We start from the raw sequence: 20,920 nt of genomic DNA, 5'->3' as shown, positions 1-20,920 counted from the left end.
GCCCTCATTGTCGAGTACGTTAGCAAGCTATTTATTGAATCAGGAGGCAGCATGCAGGTCGTGACTCTCAAGGCCCCGGGCGGGCTCGATCATCTCGAACTCGGCGAACAGCCGGCACCCGGCGAGCCCGGCCCCGGCGAGATCCGCGTGCGCCTGCACGCCAGCTCGCTCAACTTCCACGACTACGGCGTGGTGGCCGGCGCGATGCCCACCGAGGACGGCCGTATCCCGATGTCCGACGGCGCCGGCGAGGTCGAGGCGGTCGGCGAGGGCGTGACCGAGTTCGCCGTCGGCGATGCGGTGGTCTCCACCTTCTTCCCCGAGTGGCTGGACGGCCCGGCGCGCCACGGCGACTTCACCAGCGTGCCAGGCGACGGCGTCGACGGCTATGCCCGCGAGGCGGTGGTGCGGCCGGCGACCTGGTTCACCCGCCAGCCCGAGGGCTGGTCCCACGCCCAGTCGGCGACCCTGACCACCGCCGGGCTGACCGCCTGGCGCGCGCTGGTGGGTGACGGCGGCCTCAAGGCCGGCGATACCGTGCTGGTGCTGGGCACCGGCGGCGTTTCGATCTTCGCCCTGCAGTTCGCCCGCATGATGGGCGCGCGGGTGATCGCCACCTCGTCGTCCGAGGCCAAGCTCGAGAAGCTGCGCGAGATGGGCGCCGAGCACGTCATCAACTACCGCGAGGAGCCCGAGTGGGGCCGCAAGGTGAAGGCGTTGACCGGCGGCGGGGGCGTCGACCATGTGATCGAGGTGGGCGGCCCGGGCACGCTGCCGCAGTCCATCGAGGCGGTGCGCATCGGCGGCCATATCTCGCTGATCGGCGTGCTGACCGGCCGCGGCGGCGAGGTGCCCACGGCCAAGCTGATGGCCAAGCAGGCGCGCCTGCAGGGGCTGATCGTCGGCAGCCGCACCCAGCAGCAGGAGATGATCCGCGCCATCGAGGCCAACGGCATGGTGCCGGTGATCGATCGCGAGTTCCCGCTCGGCGAGATCGCCGACGCCTTCCGCCACCAGGAAGCCGGCCGCCACTTCGGCAAGATCTGCCTGACATGGTGATCCTTCCCGCCTGAACCTCCGCGGGTAGCCCCGTTGCGCCGCCGCGCCCTTGCCGGGTGTCGGCGGCGCGCGCATTCTGGGGGCATGCCCGCTGCCCGGAGGTGCCGATGTTCCGCTTCTTCGAGACCCTGGTCGATCCCTATCCCGAGCGCGAGATGGGCGTGCCACCGCGCGGGCTGTTCGCCTTCATCCGCTTCTACTCGCGCCCGGTGGCGGGGCTGCTGGTGGCCATGTCGGTGGTCGCGGGGCTGGTCTCGGCGGTGGAGCTGGTGTTCTTCCACAGCATGGGGCAGCTGGTCGACTGGCTCTCCAGCGCCGAGCGCGAGGGCTTCTTCGCCGCCCACGGCTGGCGCCTGGCGGGGCTCGCGGCGCTGGTGCTGGTGGGCCTGCCGCTGCTGGTGTTGCTGCGCTCGCTGCTGACCCACCAGGGCATCTTCGGCAACTACCCGATGCTCGGCCGCTGGCTGTCGCATCGCCAGATGCTGGCCCAGAGCATGGCCTTCTTCCAGGACGAGTTCGCCGGCCGCGTGTCCCAGAAGGTGATGCAGACGGCGCTGGCGATCCGCGAGACGGTCATGAAGCTGATGGACCTGCTGGTCTACGTGGTCGTCTACTTCGTCGGCGCCATGTGGCTCTTGGGCAGCGCCGAGCCCTGGCTGGTGGCGCCGCTGGTGCTGTGGCTGGCCGGCTACGTCGCCCTGATGCGGATCTTCGTGCCGCGGCTGCGCGCGGTGTCCATGGCCCAGGCCGACGCCCGGGCGCGCATGACCGGGCGCATCGTCGACAGCTACAGCAACATCCAGACCATCAAGCTGTTCGCCGACCGCCGCCGCGAGGAGGCCTACGCCCGCGACGCCATGGAGGGCTTCATGACCACGGTGCACGGCCAGATGCGCCTGGCCACCTGGCTGTCGGTGTCGCTGACGGCGCTGAACTCGCTGCTGCTGGCCTCGGTGGCGACGCTGGCCATCGGCGCCTGGTATCTGGAGATGGTGTCGCTCGGCGTGATCGCGGTGGCCATCGCCCTGGTGATGCGCATCCGCTTCATGTCCGACTGGATCCTGTGGGAGGTAGCGAGCCTGTTCGAGAACATCGGCACCGTGCAGGACGGCATCAACACCATCGCCCGCACGCCGGCGGTGCAGGACGCGCCGGACGCGGGCGAGCTTTCCGTGAGCCGCGGCGAGATCCGCTTCGAGGCGCTGCGCTTCGGCTACGCGCGCCCCGGGGCGGCGCTGGAACGGCCGGTATTCGACGGCTTCGACCTGACCATCGCCCCGGGCGAGAAGGTCGGGCTGATCGGCCGCTCCGGCGCGGGCAAGTCGACGCTGGCGCATCTGCTGCTGCGCTTCTACGACCTGCAGGGCGGGCGCATCCTGATCGACGATCAGGACATCGCCGGCGTCACCCAGGAATCGCTGCGCCGCCACATCGGCATGGTCACCCAGGACACCTCGCTGCTGCACCGCTCGGTGCGCGACAACATCCGCTATGGCTGCCCGGAGGCCGACGACGAGGCGATCATGCGCGCGGTGCGCCAGGCCCACGCCGACGGCTTCCTCGACGACCTGGTCGACCCCAGGGGCCGGCGCGGCCTGGACGCCCACGTCGGCGAGCGCGGCGTGAAGCTCTCCGGCGGCCAGCGCCAGCGCATCGCCATCGCTCGGGTGCTGCTCAAGAACGCACCGCTGCTGGTGCTCGACGAGGCCACCTCGGCGCTGGACTCCGAGGTCGAGGCCGCCATCCAGGAGCAGCTCTACGCGCTGATGGCGGGCAAGACGGTGATCGCCATCGCCCACCGGCTGTCGACCATCGCCATGCTCGACCGGCTGGTGGTGGTCGACGAGGGGCGCATCGTCGAGGTCGGTAGCCACCGCGAGCTGCTGGCCCGCGACGGCCTCTACGCGGCGCTGTGGCGGCGCCAGTCCGGCGGCTTCCTGGGGCTCGAGTGCGACGAGGCAGAGGCCGCTCGCGCCGAACCCACCACGGAGCGCTGAGCCTTCATCGAGGCGCGGCCTCGTCGTCCATCCCGACCACCTGCGCCAGATAGCCTCGGGCGTAGCGCCCCAGCTGCCGGGCCAGCGGATCGTCGCTGGCGCTCAGCCCGGCCAGCACGCCAGCCCGATCCTCCTTGGATCGGTGCTGGCCCAGCTTGGCGGTTCCCTGCAGGTCATCCAGCCGAATCCGGAAACCGACCACGCCGGCGAGCAGTCGCCGCCGATAGGCCACGCTCATGAGCGTCGCATCGTTCAGCAGCTCGGGCTCGTACCGGGCCACCAGGGCGTCCATCGAGGCCAGGGTGGCGGCATCGTCGAGGCATTCGACGCTGCCGCGGGCGTGCACGGCCGCGTAGTGCCAGGTCGGCACCGCCGGCCCGGCGGCGTACCAGCGCGGCGACACGTAGCCGTGTGGACCCTGGAAGACCGCCAGCACCCGCCGGCCGTCCAGCTCGTGCCCGTGCGGATTGGCGCGGGCGAAGTGGCCGTAGAGGGTGCCGAGCTCGCCCTCGTCGCGCTCGAGCACCAGGGGCAGATGGCTGACCCGCAGGCGGTCGTCGGTGAGTGTGGCGAAGCCGTGGGCGTCGATCAGCGCCCGGGCCTGCGCCAGGGGCATGTGCGTATCGCGAGGGTGATGACCGGGGCGTGTCGATGTCGTGTCATGCGCCGGGGAAGTCGCTGTCCTCGTGCCTTGCATGGTGATCTCCTTGGACTGAGTGGCGATGGGCGATGACAGCCTCGGAGTCTGTGGGCATAGTGGTTCCCTGATAAGAACCACTATTGGAGAAAACGATGGAACCGGTTGTCGCCGCGCGGGCCGACTGGCTCGGCGAGGCGCTGGGCATGGTATTGAGCGAGTCCTCCTCGCTGCCGCTGACGCGCCGCCTGTATCGGGCGCTGCGCGACTGGGTGCAGTCGGGGCGCCTGGCCAGCGGCGCCCGGCTGCCGTCCTCCCGCCGCCTGGCGCGGGAGCTGGGCGTGGGGCGCAACACCGTGCTGGACGCCCTCGACCAGCTGGTCGCCGAGGGCTTCCTGGAGGCCCGACCCGGCGCCGGCACCTACGTGGCCGATCTGCCGTTTTCTCATGTCGATGCGCCGTCGCAGGAAACGTCGGACGACCCACCGCCGGCGGCGGCGCTGTCGGCACGTGGCGAGCGGCTGCTGCGACTGAGCGGCGCCGCGGCCGGGCATCACGAGGCCTTTCCGCCGGGCGTGCCGGCCCTCGACCGCTTCCCCGACGAGCTCTGGCAACGCCTGCTCCGGCGCCACCGGCGGCGAGCCCCCGAGGCCTGGCGGGACTATCGCGCCGAGGGCGGCGTGCCGGCGCTGCGCGAGGCGCTGTGCGATTACCTGCGGCTGTCGCGCTCGGTGCGCTGCCGCCCGGAGCAGGTGCTGGTGGTACAGGGGGCCCAGCAGGGGTTCGAGCTGATCGCGCGGATGCTGGCCGATCCGGGCGAGGCGGTGTGGATGGAGGAGCCCGGCTATGGCGGCGCCCGGGCCTGCTTCGAGGCCTCCGGCCTTTCGCTGGTGCCGGCTCCGGTGGACGACGAGGGCCTCAATCCGGCGCGCGTGCCGGCGGGCCACGGCGCCCCGCGGCTGATCTACCTCACGCCCTCCCACCAGTATCCCTGCGGCGTGACCATGAGCCTTGCGCGGCGACTGGCGCTGCTCGAGGCGGCCGAGGCGCATGGCGCCTGGATCGTGGAGGACGACTACGACAGCGAGTTCCGCTACGGCCAGCGGCCCGTCGCCGCCCTCCAGGGGCTCACCGAGGCGGCGCGGGTGATCTACGTCGGCACCCTCAGCAAGGTGCTCTATCCGGGGCTCCGGCTCGGCTATCTGGTGCTGCCGGCGCCGCTGGTGGAGCCCTTCCGTCGCGCCAACGCGAGGCTGCATCGCGAGGCTCAGTACCCGGTGCAGGCGGCGCTGGGCGAGTTCATCGCCGCCGGGCACTTCTCGCGGCACGTGCGCCGCATGCGCGAGTGCTACCGCCAGCGCCAGGCGCTGCTGCGGCGGGCGCTGGCACCTGCCGTGGCGCGGGGGCTGGTGCTCTCGGAGGGGCAGGCCGGCATGCATCTGGTGGCCTGGCTCGACGATCCCGCCCTCGAGGCGGCCCTGGTCGAGCGCGGCGAGGCGGCCGGCATCACTCTGTCGCCGCTGTCCGGTTTCTATCAGCAGGCGCCGGGGCGGCCGGGGCTGGTGCTGGGCTACGCCGGCACCCGCGACGAGGAAATCCTGCGCGCTGGACGCTGGCTGGCCGAGGCCTGGCTGGCGCTGGTCGATGGCGTCGATCGACGGAACTGATCGAAGGGCACGGCCGAGCCCCCGGCGCCGGGCTCCACTATCCTCTGACGGAAGGCGGCCGGCTTCGAGGGAAGGCGGCCGCGCGATTCTCGAGAGGAGGGCGACATGCTCAAGGCCGTACTGCTCGACATCAGCGGCGAGCTGCACGAGGACGGCCGGGCGCTGCCCGGCGCGGTGGAGGCGGTGGCCCGGCTGCAGGCACGCGAGCTGGCGCTGCGCTTCGTCACCAATACCTCGCGCAAGACCAGCGAGCGGGTCCATGCCGAGCTGCGCGAGCTCGGTTTCGCGGTGGCGCCCGAGCAGGTCTTCACCGCGCCGGCGGCGATCCGGGCCCATCTGCTCGCTCACGAACTGCGGCCCTACCTGCTGATCCATCCCGACCTCGAGCCCGAGTTCGCCGGCCTCGATACCGCCGATCCCGACGCCGTGGTGCTGGGCGATGCCGCCGAGCGCCTCGACTACCGCCATCTGGACGCCGCCTTCGGGCTGCTTCAGCGCGGCGCGCCGCTGCTCACCGTGGGCACCAATCGCTATTTTCGCCAGGGCGGCGAGCTGCACCTGGACGTGGGCCCCTTCGTGCGCGCCCTGGAGTACGCTGCCGAGATCGAGGCGACGGTGCTCGGCAAGCCGGCCGCGGGCTTCTTCCGCGCCGTGCTGGAGGATGCCGGCGTCGAGCCGCATGAGGCGCTGATGGTCGGCGACGACGTCGAGTGCGACGTGGCGGCGGCGCTCGAGCTGGGGCTCGAGGCCTGCCTGGTGCGCAGCGGCAAGTATCGCGACGGCGACGAGGCGCGGGCGCCCGGTGCGGCCTGCGAGGACGACCTGGCGGCGCTGGTGGCGCGCCGGTTTCCCGAGTGAGCGGCGTCACTGCCACCAGGCCACGCCCAGCCCGACCAGCAGCGACAGCAGCATCGGCGGGGCGACCCGCTTGCCCAGCGCCGCGCTGCCAAGCCCGGCGGCCATGCCGGCCTTGATCACGTTGTTGACCGAGGCGGCCAGGATGATGCCGAGCACCGCGGTCGAGGGCGGGATGGCATCCTGAGAGAGCCGGGTCAGCGACAGGGTGATGGCGTCCACGTCGGCCACGCCGGAGGCCGCCGCCAGCAGGTAGATGCCGGCGTCGCCGAGCCAGGCCTGGAGCCACTGGCCGAGCAGCATGATCGCCGCCAGCAGCACGCCGAACAGCAGCGCCATGCGCAGCTCCAGCGGGTTCTGATGGCGCTCGGGGCGCTCGATGCGCGCTCCCTGGCGATGACGGCGCCACAGCAGCAGGGCCGGCAGATAGAGCAGCAGGGTCATCAGCGCCACCGGCAGCACCAGGCTGGGCAGCAGCGCCGGGTTGATCACCAGGCAGTAGAGCAGGATGCGCGGGAACATGGTGCCGCATGCGATCAGGATGCCCGCCGCCAGCAAGGGGGTGAGCGCGGCCTGCTGGCGCGACAGGCGGCTGAAGTGCAGGGTCAGGGCGGTGGAGGAGCTGAGCCCGGCGAACAGGCTGGTGAACAGGATGCCCTTGGCGGCGCCGCCGAGGCGCATGGCGAAGTAGCCGATGAAGGAGATGCTGGCGATCATCACCACCATCCACCATAGCTCGCGCGGATTGAGCGCCTCGCCGGGGCCCAGCCCGCGGTCGGGCAGCAGCGGCAGCATCACCACCGTGATCAGCAACAGCTTCAGGCCCGCGTCCAGCTCGTGGGCCTGCAGGCGATTGAGCAAGCCGTGGATCTCGCGCTTGTTGTCGAGGATCAGCGCGGTGACCACCGCGCAGGCCGCGGCCAGCGCCAGGTCCACGGCCACCGCCACGGCGCCGAAGCAGAAGGTCAGCAACAGGCCGATCAGGCCGGTGATGCTGTAGTCCCGGCTCTGGGGTAGCCGCGCGCGATAGGCGCTGCCGGCCAGCGCGGCGACGACGACCAGCAGCAGCGGAAAGGCCCATTCGGTGACGACCTCGGCGAGCAGGGCGGCGAGGCCGCCAAGCAGGCCGACCAGGGCGTGGGTTCGTATGCCGGCGATGCGTTCGCCGGCCTTCTGTTCGCGTGCCACCCAGCCGCGCTCGATGCCGATCAGGGCGCCGAGCAGCAGGGCCACGGCCAGCCGGATGGCGGTGTCGTGCCCGGCGAGGAACTGCTGCGTGACTTCTTCCATGAGACGCTCCCTGCGTGATGCTTCCCGTTGCCTCAGCATAGGTCTTCCCGACGATCGCGCCTTAAACGAGAGGCGGCCCCGTGCGGGACCGCTTGGATGGCGGATGACGGTGCCGGTGGTTCAGTCGATGGTGACTGCGGCATGTGAATCTCAACCTGTACCAGGTCAAGGATTGCCGTCATTCGTGGTGCACGGGGCTGCTAGTCTGAGAAGGAGACGGCCGGGACGGGGCGCCCCGAGACCCATCCCGACGCGCGTCGCCGATCCGGCGTCTTCAGACCCTTTCACGACACAGGGGAGGGGATTCCCATGCCCATGGAGCGCGTCAGACGCTTTCTCGACGAGAACGGCGTCAAATATGTCATCCAGCAGCATTCGACGGCCTACACCGCCCAGGAAGTCGCCGAGGCGGCCCACGTGCCCGGCCGCCACTTCGCCAAGAGCGTGATGGTCGAGATCGACGGCCGGCTGGCGCTGGCGGTGCTGCCGGCCACCGACCGGGTCGACCTGCAGCGCTTCGCCCGGGCCGTCGGTGCCAGTCGCGTCGAGCTGGCTAGGGAAGCGGATTTCCAGGACCGCTTCCCCGACTGCGAGCCGGGGGCGATGCCGCCCTTCGGCAACCTCTTCGACCTGGAGGTGTTCGTTTCGCCGCACCTGGCCGAGGCCGACCTGATCGCCTTCAGCGCCGGCAGCCACCACGAGGTGATGCAGCTGGCCTTCGGCGTGTTCGAGGACCTGGTGAAGCCGGCCGAGGTGGCGATGTAGGCCAGATCGAGAGGTAGGCCAGGCCGAACGGAGAGACTTGCCAGTCGGTCATCGCTCTCGGATACTGTATATAAATACATTATTCGAGGGAGGTGGCCATGGCGTCGCCGATTCCCGGCGCCGCGGGCGGGCGAGCCGCGGCGCCGTCCTCTTCGGGGGCCGTCCAGCCGCTGCTGGGGGCGCGGGTGCGGGCGGGCTTCCCGAGCCCCGCCGACGATCATCTGGACGTGGAGCTCGACCTTCACGCCCACGTGGTGCGCCGCCCGGCCTCCACCTACTTCGTGCGCGCCGAGGGCGATTCGATGCTCGGCGACGGCATTCATGACGGCGACCTGCTGGTGGTGGACCGCAGCCTGGAGCCGCGGCCCGGGCGGGTGGTGATCATCGCCGTGGACGGCGAGCCCACGGTCAAGCGGCTGGCCCGGCGCGGCGACGCCCTGGTGCTGGAGGCCAGCAACCCGCGCTACGCGCCGATTCCGCTGGCCGGCCGCGAGTGCCACGTGTGGGGCGTGGTCACCCACGTGCTGCACGCCCTGCCGGGAGCGGCGCCGTGATCGCCCTGGTCGACAGCAACAACTTCTACGTCAGCTGCGAGCGTGTCTTCGATCCCGGCCTCGAAGGCCGGGCGGTGGGCGTGCTCTCCAACAACGACGGCTGCGTGGTGGCGCGCTCGGCGGAGCTCAAGACGCTGGGCGTGGCGATGGGCATGCCGGCCCATCAGATTTCGCCCGCGCTGCGCCGCCGGATGACGCTGCTGTCCAGCAACTACGCTCTCTACGGCGACATGAGTCGGCGCGTGAACCGGGTCCTGGGTGAGTTTTCGCCGGAGATCGAGGCCTATTCCATCGACGAGAGCTTCGTCGGCCTCGACGGGCATGAGCCCGACGACCTCGAGGCCTGGGGCCATCGGGTGCGCGGGCGGGTGCTGCGCGATACCGGCATTCCGACCTGCGTGGGGCTGGCGCCGACCCGGGTGCTGGCCAAGACCGCCAATCGCGTCGCCAAGTCGCGCCCCGAGCTGGGCGGCGTCTGCCGGCTGGCGGCCGATGCGCCCGAGACCCGCCGCGTGCTCGAGGCGCTGCCGGTGCACGCGCTGTGGGGCGTGGCGCGGCGCAGCGCCGAGCGGCTGGCGCTGCAGGACATCCACACCGCCTGGCAGCTGCGCCAGGCCGATCCCAAGCAGATCCGCCGTACCTTCTCGGTGGTGCTGGAGCGGCTGGTCTGGGAGCTGCGCGGGCGACCGGCCATCGCCCTGGACGACGTCACCGAGCCGCGCCAGCGGATCATGGTGTCGCGCTCCTTCGGCCGGCTGACCGGCGAGGCGGCCGAGCTCAAGGCCGCGATCCGCCAGCACGGCGCCCGGGCCGCCGAGAAGCTGCGCCGCCAGGGCAGCCGGGCCTGTGCGGTGCTGGTGTTCGTGCGCAGCGACCCGCACCGGCTCGGCGAGCGTCAGTACCGCAACAGCCAGGTGGTGGCACTGCCCGGCCCAAGCGACGACACCCGGGAGCTGATCGCCGCCGCCCAGCGCGGCCTGGCGGCGATCTTCCTCGACGGCGTGCGCTATCAGAAGTGCGGGGTGATGCTGCTCGACCTGGTCGACGCCGAGCGTCATCAGCTCTCGCTGCTGCAGGCCGGCCACGGCCCCGAGCGGCGGCGCGGCGAGGCGCTGATGGCCACCCTCGATCGCCTCAACGCCCGCATGGGCCGCGATACCGTTCGCTTCGGCGTGCCCGGCGAGCACGCCGCCTGGCCGCTGCGCTGCGAGCATCTCACCGCCCGCTACACCACCCGCTGGAACGAGCTGATGAGGGTCAAGGTGCGGTGACGCGAGAGATCGGTGGGACGTGGAATGTTGCACTGCGTCACGATTAGACTAAAGTATATAGACAAAGGTATAATGCCTTCGACATCCACCGACGCAAGGATCATCTACCATGACGACTGCTACCGCCACCGCCCGTCCTTCCCTGGCCAAGCGTTTCGGCAAGCGTGCCTACCGCGTGCTGGAAGTGATGACCGAGAACGCCTATCGCAACTTCCAGAGCCGCATGGCCTACGCCTACATCTAAGGCGCAGGGCTCGACCGGCACCTGATCCTGGCGGTCCGCGACCTCGCGGACGCCGGGTGCCGGCCACCTCTTCCTTTCCTGCGTTTCCTCTGCCGTATTTCACCGAACGTCCATCCCTGCAACGGGGAGTCTCCGCGGACGCGGTGCCCGCTCAAGCTTCTCCCATCCTGGCCGATACTCTTCCGATGCATTAGGGAAGGGCGACTCGTGCCGTGAGGGGATGCCAGTCAGATGATCGATCGTGAAACCCGGAGTGGACGCCGACGCGGCGCACGCCTGCTGGCCTGCCTGTCGGGCGCGCTGCTGTTCTGGAGCCTGATGGCGCTCGGCGGCGAGGTGCAGGATCTGCGACTGCGCAGCGAGGCGGCGCATACCCGGGTGGTGCTGGACCTTTCCACGGCGATGGCGAGCGATGTCTTCACGCTGCGCGGGCCGGACCGGTTGGTCATCGACCTGGCCGAGGGACGTCTGGTCGGCGAGCTGGGGGATGTGCCGCTGGCCGGCAGCCCGATCACCGGCATTCGCACCGGGGCCCGCGGCGACGGCACCCGGGTGGTGCTCGACCTGAGCGGCCCCGTCGAGGTCGAGAGCCATGAGCTGCCGCCCGCAGGCCTTCAGGGGCATCGGCTGGTACTGGACCTCGCCGAGTCCGGCCCCGCGTCCGCGCCGCCGGCGCCGGTCGATCCTGCGCCTTCACTGCCGACCGGTGGTGGCCGCGATATCGTGATCGCCGTGGATGCCGGTCATGGCGGCAAGGACCCGGGCGCCGTGGGTCCGAGTGGCACCTACGAGAAGGACGTGGTGCTGGAGCTTGCCCGGCGACTGGCGCGCCGCCTCAACGAGGCGCCGGGCTTTCGCGCGGTGCTGACCCGGGATCGCGACGTCTACGTGGGGCTGCGTCGACGGACGACCATCGCCCGCGAGCATCGCGTCGATTTCTTCGTCTCGATCCACGCCGATGCCGTGGACCGGCCGGGGCCCCACGGCAGTTCGGTCTATGCGCTGTCGACGAGCGGTGCCAGCTCGGAGTCCGCCCGCTGGCTGGCCAACAGCGAGAACCGCGCGGTGATCGCCGACGACGAGGCCTTCATCGCCCTGGCCGAGCAGGACATGGCCACCCGCAGCGCGTTGCTCGACCTCTCCATGAACGCCACCCTCAACCAGTCGCTGGCCGCCGGCGGGCGCATCCTCGAGCGGTTGGGGCGCATCAACGACCTGCACAAGTCACAGGTCGAGCAGGCCGCCTTCGTGGTGCTGAAGTCGCCCGACATTCCCTCGCTGCTGGTCGAGACCGGGTTCATCTCCAATCCGAACGAGGAACGTCGCCTGCAGAGCGGCGCCCATCAGCAGGCGCTGGTGACATCCATCGTCGAAGGGCTACGGGCGCACTTCCAGGCCGAGCCGCCGGAGGGCACCCTGCTGGCGGCCAGCAGCGGGCGCTGAGGCCTCTTGGCAGCGCGGCGTGTCGGGCCGTATGATGCGGCGCAAAGCCGGTGTAGCTCAGCTGGTAGAGCAACGCACTCGTAATGCGTAGGTCGGTGGTTCGAGTCCACTCACCGGCACCACTTCTCGCGACGCCGCCCCTGATATCAGGGGCGGCGTCGTCGTTCATGGCCCGGGTCGCGACGTCCCTGGCTCAGTCCTCCACGCGGGTCAGGCCCTCCTGGGCGCTGGAGGCGACCAGGCGGCCCTGGCGGTCGTAGATGCTGCCACGGGTGAAGGCGCGGGCGCCGCCGGCCCAGGGGCTGTCCATGTCGTAGAGCAGCCAGTCGTTGACCCTGACGTCGCGGTGGAACCACAGCGAGTGATCGAGGCTGGCGATGCGCAGGTCGGGATCGCCGAAGCGCTTGCCGTGGGGCACCAGCGCGGTGGTCAGCAGGTGGAAGTCGGAGCTGTAGGCGAGCAGGTAGCGATGCAGAGCCGGGTCGTCCGGCAGCTCGCCGGCGAGGCGGAACCACAGCCGCTTGCGGGCCGGGCGCCCCGGCTCGGCGTCGTCCTCGATGTGGCAGAACTCGATGGGGTGGCCAGGGAAGCGCTGGTGCAGGTTGGCCCGGTCGAGGGCTTCCGGGGAGGGCACCTCGGGCATCGTCGGCTGGTGGTCGAGGCCGCTCTCCTGGCCGTGGAAGGAGGCGCTGCAGAAGAAGATCGGCCGGCCCTTCTGGATGGCGGTGATGCGGCGGGTGGTGAAACTGCGGCCGTCGCGCACCGCGTCGACCTGGTAGATCACCGGGCGGCTGGCGTCGCCGGGGCGCAGGAAATAGCCGTGCAGCGAGTGCACGCGCCGGCTGGCGTCCACGGTATGAGTGGCCGCGGAGAGCGCCTGGCCGAGCACCTGGCCGCCGAACAGTTGGGGCAGGCCCAGATCCTGGCTACGGCCGCGGAACAGGTTCTCCTCCAGGGGCTCGAGGCGCAGCAGGTCGGCCAGGTCGTTCAGGGCGTCGCTCATTCCGGGTATCCTCCATGGGCCACGGCATCCGCGCGTGGCGGGCGTTCATACGAATGTTTCATTCTGAGTAGTCTACGGGAGTCGGCGGTCATGCGCAGCGACGAGTTCTACATGCATCGTGCCCTCGAGCAGGCACGGCTGGCCGGGGAGGCCGGGGAGGTGCCGGTCGGCGCGGTGGTGGTGGACGCCGCCGGCGAGATCGTCGGCGAGGGCTACAACGCGCCGGTGGCGGGCCATGACCCCAGCGCCCACGCCGAGATCCGTGCCCTGCGCGATGCCGGCACGCGCCTCGGCAACTACCGCCTCGATGGCTGCACCCTGTTCGTGACCCTGGAGCCCTGCCTGATGTGCACCGGGGCGATCATCCACGCGCGGCTGGCGCGGGTGGTCTACGGTGCCGCCGAGCCACGCACCGGCATGGTCGAGTCGAAGGCCAACCTGTTCGCCCAGCCCTGGTACAACCATCGAGTGACGGTGGAGGGCGGGGTGCTGGCCGCCCGGGTCTCGAAGCTGCTCAAGGCCTTCTTCGCCGAACGCCGTTCAGGGGCCACCGACGGGTAGGTCGGCCGGCGAGATGGCCCGCTCGATGCGGTCGCGCCCCAGTGACTTGGCACGGTAGAGGGCGTCGTCGGCGGCCTGGAGCAGCTCATCGGCCACCAGCGGCCCCTCGTCGAGGGTCGCCACGCCGACGCTGAGGGTCACCGGTGTGCCGTCCTGATGCGTCAGCCGACTCTCGGCGAGGGCCGCCTGCAGGCGCCTCGCCACCGCTTCCGCGTCTTCCGCGCTCGACCCGGGCAGGCAGGCGACGAACTCCTCGCCGCCGAGCCGGGCGAAGACGCCGCCGGCGGCATCGAGCACCGCGTGGCCGAGTCGGCCCAGCTCGGCGAGATAGCGGTCGCCGACCAGGTGACCGAGCCGGTCGTTGACCAGCTTGAAGTGGTCGATATCGCACAGCAGCACGCTCAGCGGCCGCACCCGGTCGTGTTCCGCCAGCACCTGGAGGAAGCGGCGTCGGTTGGGCAGCCGGGTGAGTTCGTCGTGGGTGGCGAGCCACTCGACTTCCTGCTGCAGCCGGGTGCGGTTGCGCACCTCGCGGCGCAGCTCGCGGTTGGAGCGCCGTGCCTGACGGTGCTGCAGTTGCATGTAGCGGCGGGCGAACAGGGCCAGGTAGAGCAGGTAAGCCAGCGTCAGCCCCGCCGCCAGGGTGACCACCGGCAGTCGTGGGCGCCGGGCCAGCAGTGCATCGTGGCCGGGGCGGGTGATCAGGGTCAGCGACAGGTCGTCCAGCATCAGCGGCGAGGCATGGCGCCAGGGGCCGGGGCGCCGGGCGGTGCCCTGGTGGGCGAGCAGCCGTTCGCCGTCCAGCAGCGTCAGGGCGGCGGTGTCGGGGGCGACCTGACGGAACAGCGTGTCCGCCATCGAGCGCAGGCCGACCACCACGCCCACGGCGCCGAGGATGCGGGCGTCCCGGGCCTGGATGACCGGCAGGTAATGGACCATGCCGGGCTGGCCCTGGAGCAGCGCGATGACCCGGGTCTGGCCGATGGTGCCATCGTGCAGGGCCTTGCCCAGCGCCTCGCGTCCGTCCGGCTGAGCCTCGAACAGCCGGGTGCCGAGCAACGGCGTGTTGTACGCATTGGCCGGATGCACGTGGAGGATACGGCTTCGCGGGTCGATGAACGCGATGTTGAGCAGGTACGGGAAGTCCTGGTGGTACAGCTCGGCCTGATAGGCCCACTGGTCGGCGGAGGTCGGTGCGTCCTGCCAGCGCCATGACGCGGCGAAGCGACGCATGGCGGCCAGGTGGTCGTCGATCTCGTCCGAGAGCCGCTGGCCCAGCCGTTGCCCGAGCTCGGCGATCGCCTGCTGCTGCTGGCGGTCGGCGTCCCGATGCTGGTGATACCACAGTCCCATCGTCAGCGTGGCCAGCAGCAGCGAAGGCCACAGGGCGCGCAGGATGCTGTTTCGCGAGGTCCGCCAGCCACCGAGGATGTCGACCAGCTGGGCGAGCAGCAGGCAGGCCTGGGCGGCGAGCAGTGGGCCGTCGGGGCTCAGCGCCAGCGGCCCGTCCGTGGGGTGAGGGGCCAGCAGTTGAGCGAGCAGCGCCAGGCCGGCGGTGCCCATCAGCAGCGGGGCGCCGAGGTTGGCTCGGGTGCGGGTCAGCAGGCTGAGGTTCAGTAGGCCCAGGCACAGCAGCATCAGCAGCGGAGGGCGCCAGTCGTCGATGTGGCTCCCCGCCATCAGGCGCCCCGCCCAGCGGTTCCAGTCGGCCTGGGACACCCAGGCTTCCGGCAGCTGATAGCTGAGCAGGGCGATGGCCAGCCAGGCCAGCGTCGGCCATGTCACCAGCCGCGACAGCATCAGGTGCCGCAGGTGCCAGGCCAGCTGGCCGGCGGCGGTCAGGCCGATGAGGATCAGTTCCATGCCGGCTCCCGCTAGGGGCAGGGACGCCATCAGCAGGCCGAGCAGCGCCACCAGCGGGGCGGCGGCCGACAGCGGCAGGGCGCCAAGCCGGTATTTCATGAGCGGATCTCAGCCGCTCGGCGGGGCGCCAGCGTCGTCCGCGCCAGAGGGCTGACGGGCGCTGAGGCGATGGAACTGCTGACGGCTGCGGTCCACATAGGCGAGGATCTCGTGGTAGCGACGAATGTTGCGAACGTAGATGACCGGCTCGCCGCCCCTGGCATAGCCGTAGCGGGTCTTGCTGTACCATTCGCGCTCCTGCAGCAGGGGCAGGGCGTCGCGCACGTCTTCCCAGGTGTCGGGGTCGCCGCCGCGCATCTCCGCGAGGCGACGGGCATCGTAGAGATGGCCGAGGCCCACGTTGTAGGCGGCCAGGGCCATGAACAAGCGGTCGTCCCCGGTTATCGACTCCGGCAGACGATCCTTTAGCGAGCGCAGGTAACGCGCGCCGCCATGGATGCTCTGGGCCGGGTCGAGGCGGTTGTCGACGCCGAGCTCCCCGGCGGTGGCATTGGTCAGCATCATCAGCCCGCGCACCCCGGTAGGCGAGGTGGCGTCGGGCCGCCAGTGGGATTCCTGATAGCCCACCGCGGCCAGCAGCTTCCAGTCGAATCCGCTGTCGCGAGCGGCCTCGCGGAACAGGGCGTCGTAGGTGGGCAGCCGTTCGTGGACGTGACCGATGAAAGTGCGCGCGCCGACGTATTCCAGATAGTTGTCGCGACCCAGATAGCGGGTCTCGAGGCGGGCCAGCAGGCCGCTGTCCTGCAGCGTCTCGAGGAAGCGATTGGCCTCGCGCAGCAGGCCGAGCCCGCGCTCGCTGGGGAAGGCCCAGGCCAGCGACAGCGGGCGCCCCAGCCGGAAACCGTCCTCCACCTCGGGGAAGAACAGCCGGTTGAGGCGGAACTGGCGCTCGAAGACCACGGCGGCGTCCAGGGTGCCATCGGCAACCCGGCCGAGCAGTGCCGAGACCTCGATGTCATCGGCCTCCTGCCAGCTCAGCCAGGGGTGCTCGGCCTTCAGTTCGTGCATCACCCGATCGGTGCCGGTATTGCTCAGGGTGCCGATCGCGAGACCCTCGAGGTCGGCAATCTCGCCGGGGGGCGGCAGCCCGCGGCGATACACCAGCACCGGTTGCAGCGGCAGGATGGGGCGGCTGAACATCAGGCCGTCCAGGGTGGGGTCCAGCGGCAGGGCCGCGGCGCCGAGATCGCCCTCGTGGCGGACCGCCTCGAGGACGCCTGCGATGTCGTGGTCGGCGTCCAGGTTGAGGCTGACGCCCAGGAAATCGGCGAAGCGCCGCATCAGCTCGTATTCGAAGCCGGTCGGCCCCTGGCGGCCCTCGTAGTAGGTCGTGGGGGTGTTGCGGGTCTGGACGTTGAGGAAGTCCCGCGTCCGTACCTCCTCGAGCAGAGGTCCGGGGGCGCGGTGGGGGCGATCGGTGATCAGGCCCAGCCCCAGTAACGCGCACAGGGTCGCGTAGTTGCGCCGGCGGCGGCGCAGGTGGTCGAGCAGGGATGCCAGCATAGTGATGTCGGGATGCGATGAGTACCGCCACCTTACCCAGCGCCTCGCAGGCTGTCATCCACGCCGATTTCTCGCCGCCCGCGCTTTCCAGTATCATGTGCGCTCATTGCCGCCGGCCGCGGCCCCCGTCTTTACCGCATTCTGCTTGTTTCAGAGGCCCCAGGATATGCTCGAACTGCGTGGCGCGCCCGCCCTCTCCGCCTTCCGTCATGCCAAGCTGCTCGAAGCGTTGCACGCCGTGGCTCCACAGGTCGAGGCGCTCGGCGCCGACTACGTGCACTTCGTCGACCACGACGGCGAGCTGGAGGGCGAGGATCGCCGCCTGCTCGAGCGCCTGCTGGACTACGGCCCGGCCCACGATACCGGTGCCCGGGGCGACGGTCGCCTGTTCCTGGTGGTACCCCGCATCGGCACCCAGTCGCCCTGGTCCTCGAAGGCCACCGACATCGCCCGCAACTGCGGCCTGAGCCAGATCCGTCGCCTCGAGCGCGGCATCGCCTACCGGGTGCGCTTCGCCGGCGAGCTCTCCGAGGAGGCCTACGAGGCCGTCCTCGCGGCGCTCCACGACCGCATGACCGAGACGGTGCTGTTCGACGCCTCCGATGCCGCCAAGCTGTTCGCCCACCACGAGCCGGCGCCGCTCGGCCAGGTGGACATCCTCGGCGGCGGTCGCCCGGCGCTGGAGGAGGCCAACGTCGCGCTGGGCCTGGCGCTGGCCGAGGACGAGATCGACTACCTGTGCGAGGCCTTCCAGGGCCTGGGCCGCAACCCGGCCGACGTCGAGCTGATGATGTTCGCCCAGGCGAACTCCGAGCACTGCCGGCACAAGATCTTCAACGCCGACTGGGTGGTGGACGGCGAGGCCCAGCCGCGCTCGCTGTTCAAGATGATCAAGAACACCTATGAGGCCTCGCCGGACGACATCCTCTCGGCCTACAGCGACAACGCCGCGGTGATCCGCGGAAGCCGGGCCGGCCGCTTCTTCGCCGCGCCGCTGACCGGCGACGCCGCCGAGCGCGCCGTCTACGCCGCCCACCAGGAGCCGGTCAACATCCTGATGAAGGTGGAGACCCACAACCACCCGACGGCCATCGCTCCGCATCCGGGCGCGGCCACTGGCGCTGGCGGCGAGATCCGCGACGAGGGCGCCACCGGCATCGGCGGCAAGCCCAAGGCGGGCCTGACCGGCTTCACCGTCTCCAACCTGCGCATCCCCGAGTTCGTGCAGCCCTGGGAAGCCTTCGACTACGGCAAGCCCGAGCGCATCGTCGACGCCCTCGAGATCATGCTCGAGGGGCCGATCGGCGGCGCCGCCTTCAACAACGAGTTCGGTCGCCCCAACCTGACCGGCTACTTCCGCAGCTACGAGCAGGACGCCTTGGGCGCCAACGGCGTCGAGCGTCGCGGCTTCCACAAGCCGATCATGATCGCCGGCGGCTACGGCAACATCCGCGAGGACCACGTCCAGAAGGGCGAGATCCCGGTCGGCGGCAAGCTGATCGTGATGGGCGGGCCGTCGATGCTGATCGGCCTGGGCGGCGGCGCGGCTTCCTCCATGGCCTCCGGCGCCTCCAGCGCCGACCTGGACTTCGCCTCCGTGCAGCGCGACAACCCCGAGATCGAGCGTCGCGTACAGGAAGTGATCGACCGCTGCTGGGCGCTGGGCGACGACAACCCGATCTGCTTCATCCACGACGTGGGTGCCGGCGGCCTGTCCAACGCCCTGCCGGAGCTGGTCAAGGACGGCGACCGCGGCGGCCGCTTCGAGCTGCGCGAGGTGCCCAACGCCGAGCCGGGCATGAGCCCGCTGGAGATCTGGTGCAACGAGGCCCAGGAGCGCTACGTGCTCGCCGTGGCCCCGGAGAACCTCGCGGCCTTCGATGCCCTGTGCCAGCGCGAGCGCTGCCCCTACGCCGTGGTCGGCGAGGCCACCGAGGCGCATCACCTGGAGGTCCGCGACGGCCACTTCGACACCAGGCCGGTCGACCTGCCGATGAGCGTGCTGTTCGGCAAGCCGCCCAAGATGACCCGCGAGTTCAGCCGCGAGAGCCGCGAGATGCCGGGCATCATGCTCGACAACCTCGACCTGCGCGAGGCCATGGACCGCGTGCTGCGCCTGCCCACCGTGGCGTCCAAGAACTTCCTGATCACCATCGGTGACCGCTCGATCACCGGCCAGGTGGCCCGTGACCAGATGATCGGCCCGTGGCAGGTGCCGGTGGCCGACGTGGCGGTGACCACCGCGACCTTCGACACCCATGCCGGCGAGGCCATGGCCATGGGCGAGCGCCCGCCGGTGGCGCTGATCGATCCGGCCGCCAGCGCCCGCCTGGCGGTGGCCGAGACCATCACCAACCTGGCCGCGGCGCCGATCGCCAAGCTCGGCGACGTCAAGCTCTCCGCCAACTGGATGAGCGCGGCCAGCCATCCGGGCGAGAACCAGGCGCTGTATGACGCCGTGCATGCCGTGGGCATGGAGCTGTGCCCGGCGCTCGGCATCGCCGTGCCGGTGGGCAAGGACTCCATGTCCATGCGCACCGCCTGGCAGGCCGAGAACGACAAGGGCGAGGTCGAGGACAAGAGCATCACCTCGCCGCTGACCCTGGTGACCACCGGCTTCGCCCCGGTCACCGACGCCATGAAGACGCTGACCCCGCAGATCGACCTGACCCAGGACGAGTCCGACCTGATCCTGATCGATCTCGGCGGCGGCAAGAACCGCCTCGGCGGCTCGGCGCTGGCCCAGGTCTACGGCCAGGTGGGCGACGAGTGCCCGGACCTGGACGATCCGGAGGACCTCAAGGCGTTCTTCACCGTGATCCAGGGCCTCAACGCCGACGGCAAGCTGCTGGCCTACCACGACCGCAGCGACGGCGGCCTGCTGGTGACCCTGCTGGAGATGGCCTTCGCCGCTCACGCCGGCCTCGAGATCAAGCTCGACTGGCTGATCGACGAGCCCGCCGATGCCTTCAACGCGCTGTTCGCCGAGGAGCTCGGGGCGGTGATCCAGGTGCCGCGGGCGCACACCGAGGAAGTGCTGGCGCAGTTCGCCGGCGCCGGCCTCGAGAGCTGCGGCGTGATCGCCCGTCCGCGCTACGACGACCAGGTCCGCGTGACCCTGTTCGAGGAGCCGCTGCTCGAGACCACCCGGCTGCTGGCCCAGCGCACCTGGAGCGAGACCAGCTATCGCATGCAGGCGCTGCGCGACAACGCCGAGTGCGCCAAGAGCGAGTTCGACGGCCTGCTCGACGGCCGCGACCCGGGCCTCTCCGCCCAGCCGAGCTTCGACGTGAACGAGGACATCGCCGCGCCGTTCGTCAATACTGCCAGGCCGGCGGTGGCGGTGCTGCGCGAGCAGGGCGTCAACGGTCATCTGGAGATGGCCTGGTCGTTCGACAACGCCGGCTTCGAGGCCGTCGACGTGCACATGAGCGACATCCTCGAGGGGCGCGTCGGCCTGGAGGACTTCAAGGGCCTGGTGGCCTGCGGCGGCTTCTCCTACGGCGACGTGCTGGGCGCCGGCGGCGGCTGGGCCAAGTCGGTGCTGTTCAACGACCGGGCCCGGGAGCAGTTCGCCGGCTTCTTCGGCCGCGACGACAGCTTCGCCCTGGGCGTGTGCAACGGCTGCCAGATGCTCTCCCAGCTCAAGGAGCTGATCCCCGGCGCCGAGGCCTGGCCGCGCTTCGTGCGTAACGAGTCCGAGCAGTTCGAGGCCCGCGTGGCCATGGTGCGCGTGGAGGAGAGCCCGTCGATCCTGCTCTCCGGCATGGAAGGCTCGCTGCTGCCGATCGCCGTGGCCCACGGCGAGGGCCGCGCCGAGTTCCGCGACAGCGCGCACCTGCGCAGCATGCAGGGCTCCCCCCAGGTGGCGCTGCGCTACGTGGACAACTATGGCCAGGTGACCACCCGCTATCCGGCCAACCCCAACGGCTCGCCTTCCGGCATCACCGGCCTGACCACGCCGGACGGCCGCGTCACCGCCATGATGCCGCACCCCGAGCGCGTGGTGCGTGCGGTGACCAATTCCTGGCGTCCGGCCGAGTGGACTCAGGACGGCGCCTGGATGCGTCTGTTCCGTAATGCTCGTCGCTGGCTGGGCTGATCGGTCCCGCTGACCGACGCGAGACGCCCGGGCCACTGGCCCGGGC

General features: G+C 70.7%; 16 protein-coding genes and 1 tRNA gene. 12 read left to right on the top strand and 5 right to left on the bottom strand.

Annotation, left to right across the window (positions count from 1 at the left end):
- The first annotated feature begins 51 nt into the window (after positions 1–51).
- Together UN84_RS14270 and UN84_RS14265 are read left to right on the top strand one after the other, a co-directional pair.
- Positions 52–1,059, top strand: a complete 1,008-nt coding sequence (locus tag UN84_RS14270) for a zinc-dependent alcohol dehydrogenase family protein (protein WP_046078265.1) — start codon at positions 52–54, stop codon at positions 1,057–1,059.
- 107 nt (positions 1,060–1,166) lie between these two features.
- On the top strand, positions 1,167–3,056 hold the full coding sequence (locus UN84_RS14265; protein WP_046078264.1) for an ABC transporter ATP-binding protein: 1,890 nt from the start codon (positions 1,167–1,169) through the stop codon (positions 3,054–3,056).
- 4 nt (positions 3,057–3,060) lie between these two features.
- Here the strand turns inward: UN84_RS14265 and UN84_RS14260 are convergent, their stop codons facing one another.
- Positions 3,061–3,672, bottom strand: coding sequence for an FMN-binding negative transcriptional regulator (locus UN84_RS14260; RefSeq protein ID WP_052719291.1), 612 nt, complete (start codon positions 3,670–3,672; stop codon positions 3,061–3,063).
- Between the two features lie 176 nt (positions 3,673–3,848).
- Here UN84_RS14260 and pdxR point away from each other — a divergent pair, with 176 nt between their 5' ends.
- Entirely contained in the window at positions 3,849–5,360 is a 1,512-nt protein-coding gene (gene pdxR, locus UN84_RS14255; RefSeq protein WP_046078263.1) for a MocR-like pyridoxine biosynthesis transcription factor PdxR, read from the top strand.
- 105 nt (positions 5,361–5,465) lie between these two features.
- Positions 5,466–6,218, top strand: a complete 753-nt coding sequence (locus UN84_RS14250) for a TIGR01458 family HAD-type hydrolase (protein ID WP_046078262.1) — start codon at positions 5,466–5,468, stop codon at positions 6,216–6,218.
- A gap of 6 nt (positions 6,219–6,224) precedes the next feature.
- Here UN84_RS14250 and UN84_RS14245 read toward each other — a convergent pair whose 3' ends face one another.
- On the bottom strand, positions 6,225–7,505 hold the full coding sequence (locus UN84_RS14245; RefSeq protein WP_046078261.1) for an MgtC/SapB family protein: 1,281 nt from the start codon (positions 7,503–7,505) through the stop codon (positions 6,225–6,227).
- Between the two features lie 309 nt (positions 7,506–7,814).
- Between UN84_RS14245 and UN84_RS14240 the strand changes: the two genes are divergently transcribed.
- From UN84_RS14240 to UN84_RS14220, 6 genes are all read left to right on the top strand, one after another.
- Complete coding sequence (locus tag UN84_RS14240; protein ID WP_046078260.1) at positions 7,815–8,270, top strand: aminoacyl-tRNA deacylase; 456 nt, start codon at positions 7,815–7,817, stop codon at positions 8,268–8,270.
- Positions 8,271–8,368: 98 nt separating this feature from the next.
- Positions 8,369–8,824, top strand: coding sequence for a LexA family protein (locus tag UN84_RS14235; RefSeq protein WP_046078259.1), 456 nt, complete (start codon positions 8,369–8,371; stop codon positions 8,822–8,824).
- Entirely contained in the window at positions 8,821–10,095 is a 1,275-nt protein-coding gene (locus UN84_RS14230) for a Y-family DNA polymerase (protein ID WP_046078258.1), read from the top strand. The genes UN84_RS14235 and UN84_RS14230 overlap by 4 nt, the downstream gene beginning before the upstream one ends.
- A 109-nt stretch (positions 10,096–10,204) precedes the next feature.
- On the top strand, positions 10,205–10,339 hold the full coding sequence (locus UN84_RS17485) for a hypothetical protein (RefSeq protein WP_258394089.1): 135 nt from the start codon (positions 10,205–10,207) through the stop codon (positions 10,337–10,339).
- A gap of 231 nt (positions 10,340–10,570) precedes the next feature.
- Complete coding sequence (locus tag UN84_RS14225) at positions 10,571–11,782, top strand: N-acetylmuramoyl-L-alanine amidase (protein ID WP_052719290.1); 1,212 nt, start codon at positions 10,571–10,573, stop codon at positions 11,780–11,782.
- A gap of 46 nt (positions 11,783–11,828) precedes the next feature.
- Positions 11,829–11,904, top strand: a tRNA-Thr gene (locus tag UN84_RS14220).
- Positions 11,905–11,975: 71 nt separating this feature from the next.
- Here the strand turns inward: UN84_RS14220 and UN84_RS14215 are convergent.
- Positions 11,976–12,785, bottom strand: coding sequence for an acyl-CoA thioesterase (locus UN84_RS14215; RefSeq protein ID WP_035597584.1), 810 nt, complete (start codon positions 12,783–12,785; stop codon positions 11,976–11,978).
- 90 nt (positions 12,786–12,875) lie between these two features.
- Between UN84_RS14215 and tadA the strand changes: the two genes are divergently transcribed.
- A complete protein-coding gene (tadA, locus tag UN84_RS14210; protein ID WP_035597582.1) occupies positions 12,876–13,346 on the top strand; it encodes a tRNA adenosine(34) deaminase TadA in 471 nt (156 codons plus the stop codon).
- Here the strand turns inward: tadA and UN84_RS14205 are convergent.
- Together UN84_RS14205 and mltF are read right to left on the bottom strand one after the other, a co-directional pair.
- Complete coding sequence (locus tag UN84_RS14205) at positions 13,326–15,308, bottom strand: GGDEF domain-containing protein (RefSeq protein ID WP_052719288.1); 1,983 nt, start codon at positions 15,306–15,308, stop codon at positions 13,326–13,328. The two genes, tadA and UN84_RS14205, sit on opposite strands and share 21 nt — an antisense overlap.
- A gap of 9 nt (positions 15,309–15,317) precedes the next feature.
- Positions 15,318–16,772, bottom strand: coding sequence for a membrane-bound lytic murein transglycosylase MltF (gene mltF / locus UN84_RS14200; RefSeq protein WP_052719286.1), 1,455 nt, complete (start codon positions 16,770–16,772; stop codon positions 15,318–15,320).
- A 166-nt stretch (positions 16,773–16,938) separates the two neighbouring features.
- On the opposite strand from mltF, the gene purL reads away from it, so the two are divergent.
- Positions 16,939–20,874, top strand: a complete 3,936-nt coding sequence (purL, locus tag UN84_RS14195; RefSeq protein WP_046078257.1) for a phosphoribosylformylglycinamidine synthase — start codon at positions 16,939–16,941, stop codon at positions 20,872–20,874.
- Positions 20,875–20,920 lie beyond the last annotated feature (46 nt).

It is taken from the genome of Halomonas sp. HG01 (assembly GCF_000968715.2).
GTDB lineage: Bacteria > Pseudomonadota > Gammaproteobacteria > Pseudomonadales > Halomonadaceae > Halomonas > Halomonas halophila.
Note: the sequence above shows the minus strand (reverse complement) of the source record. Positions and strands in the feature narration are given on the sequence as shown.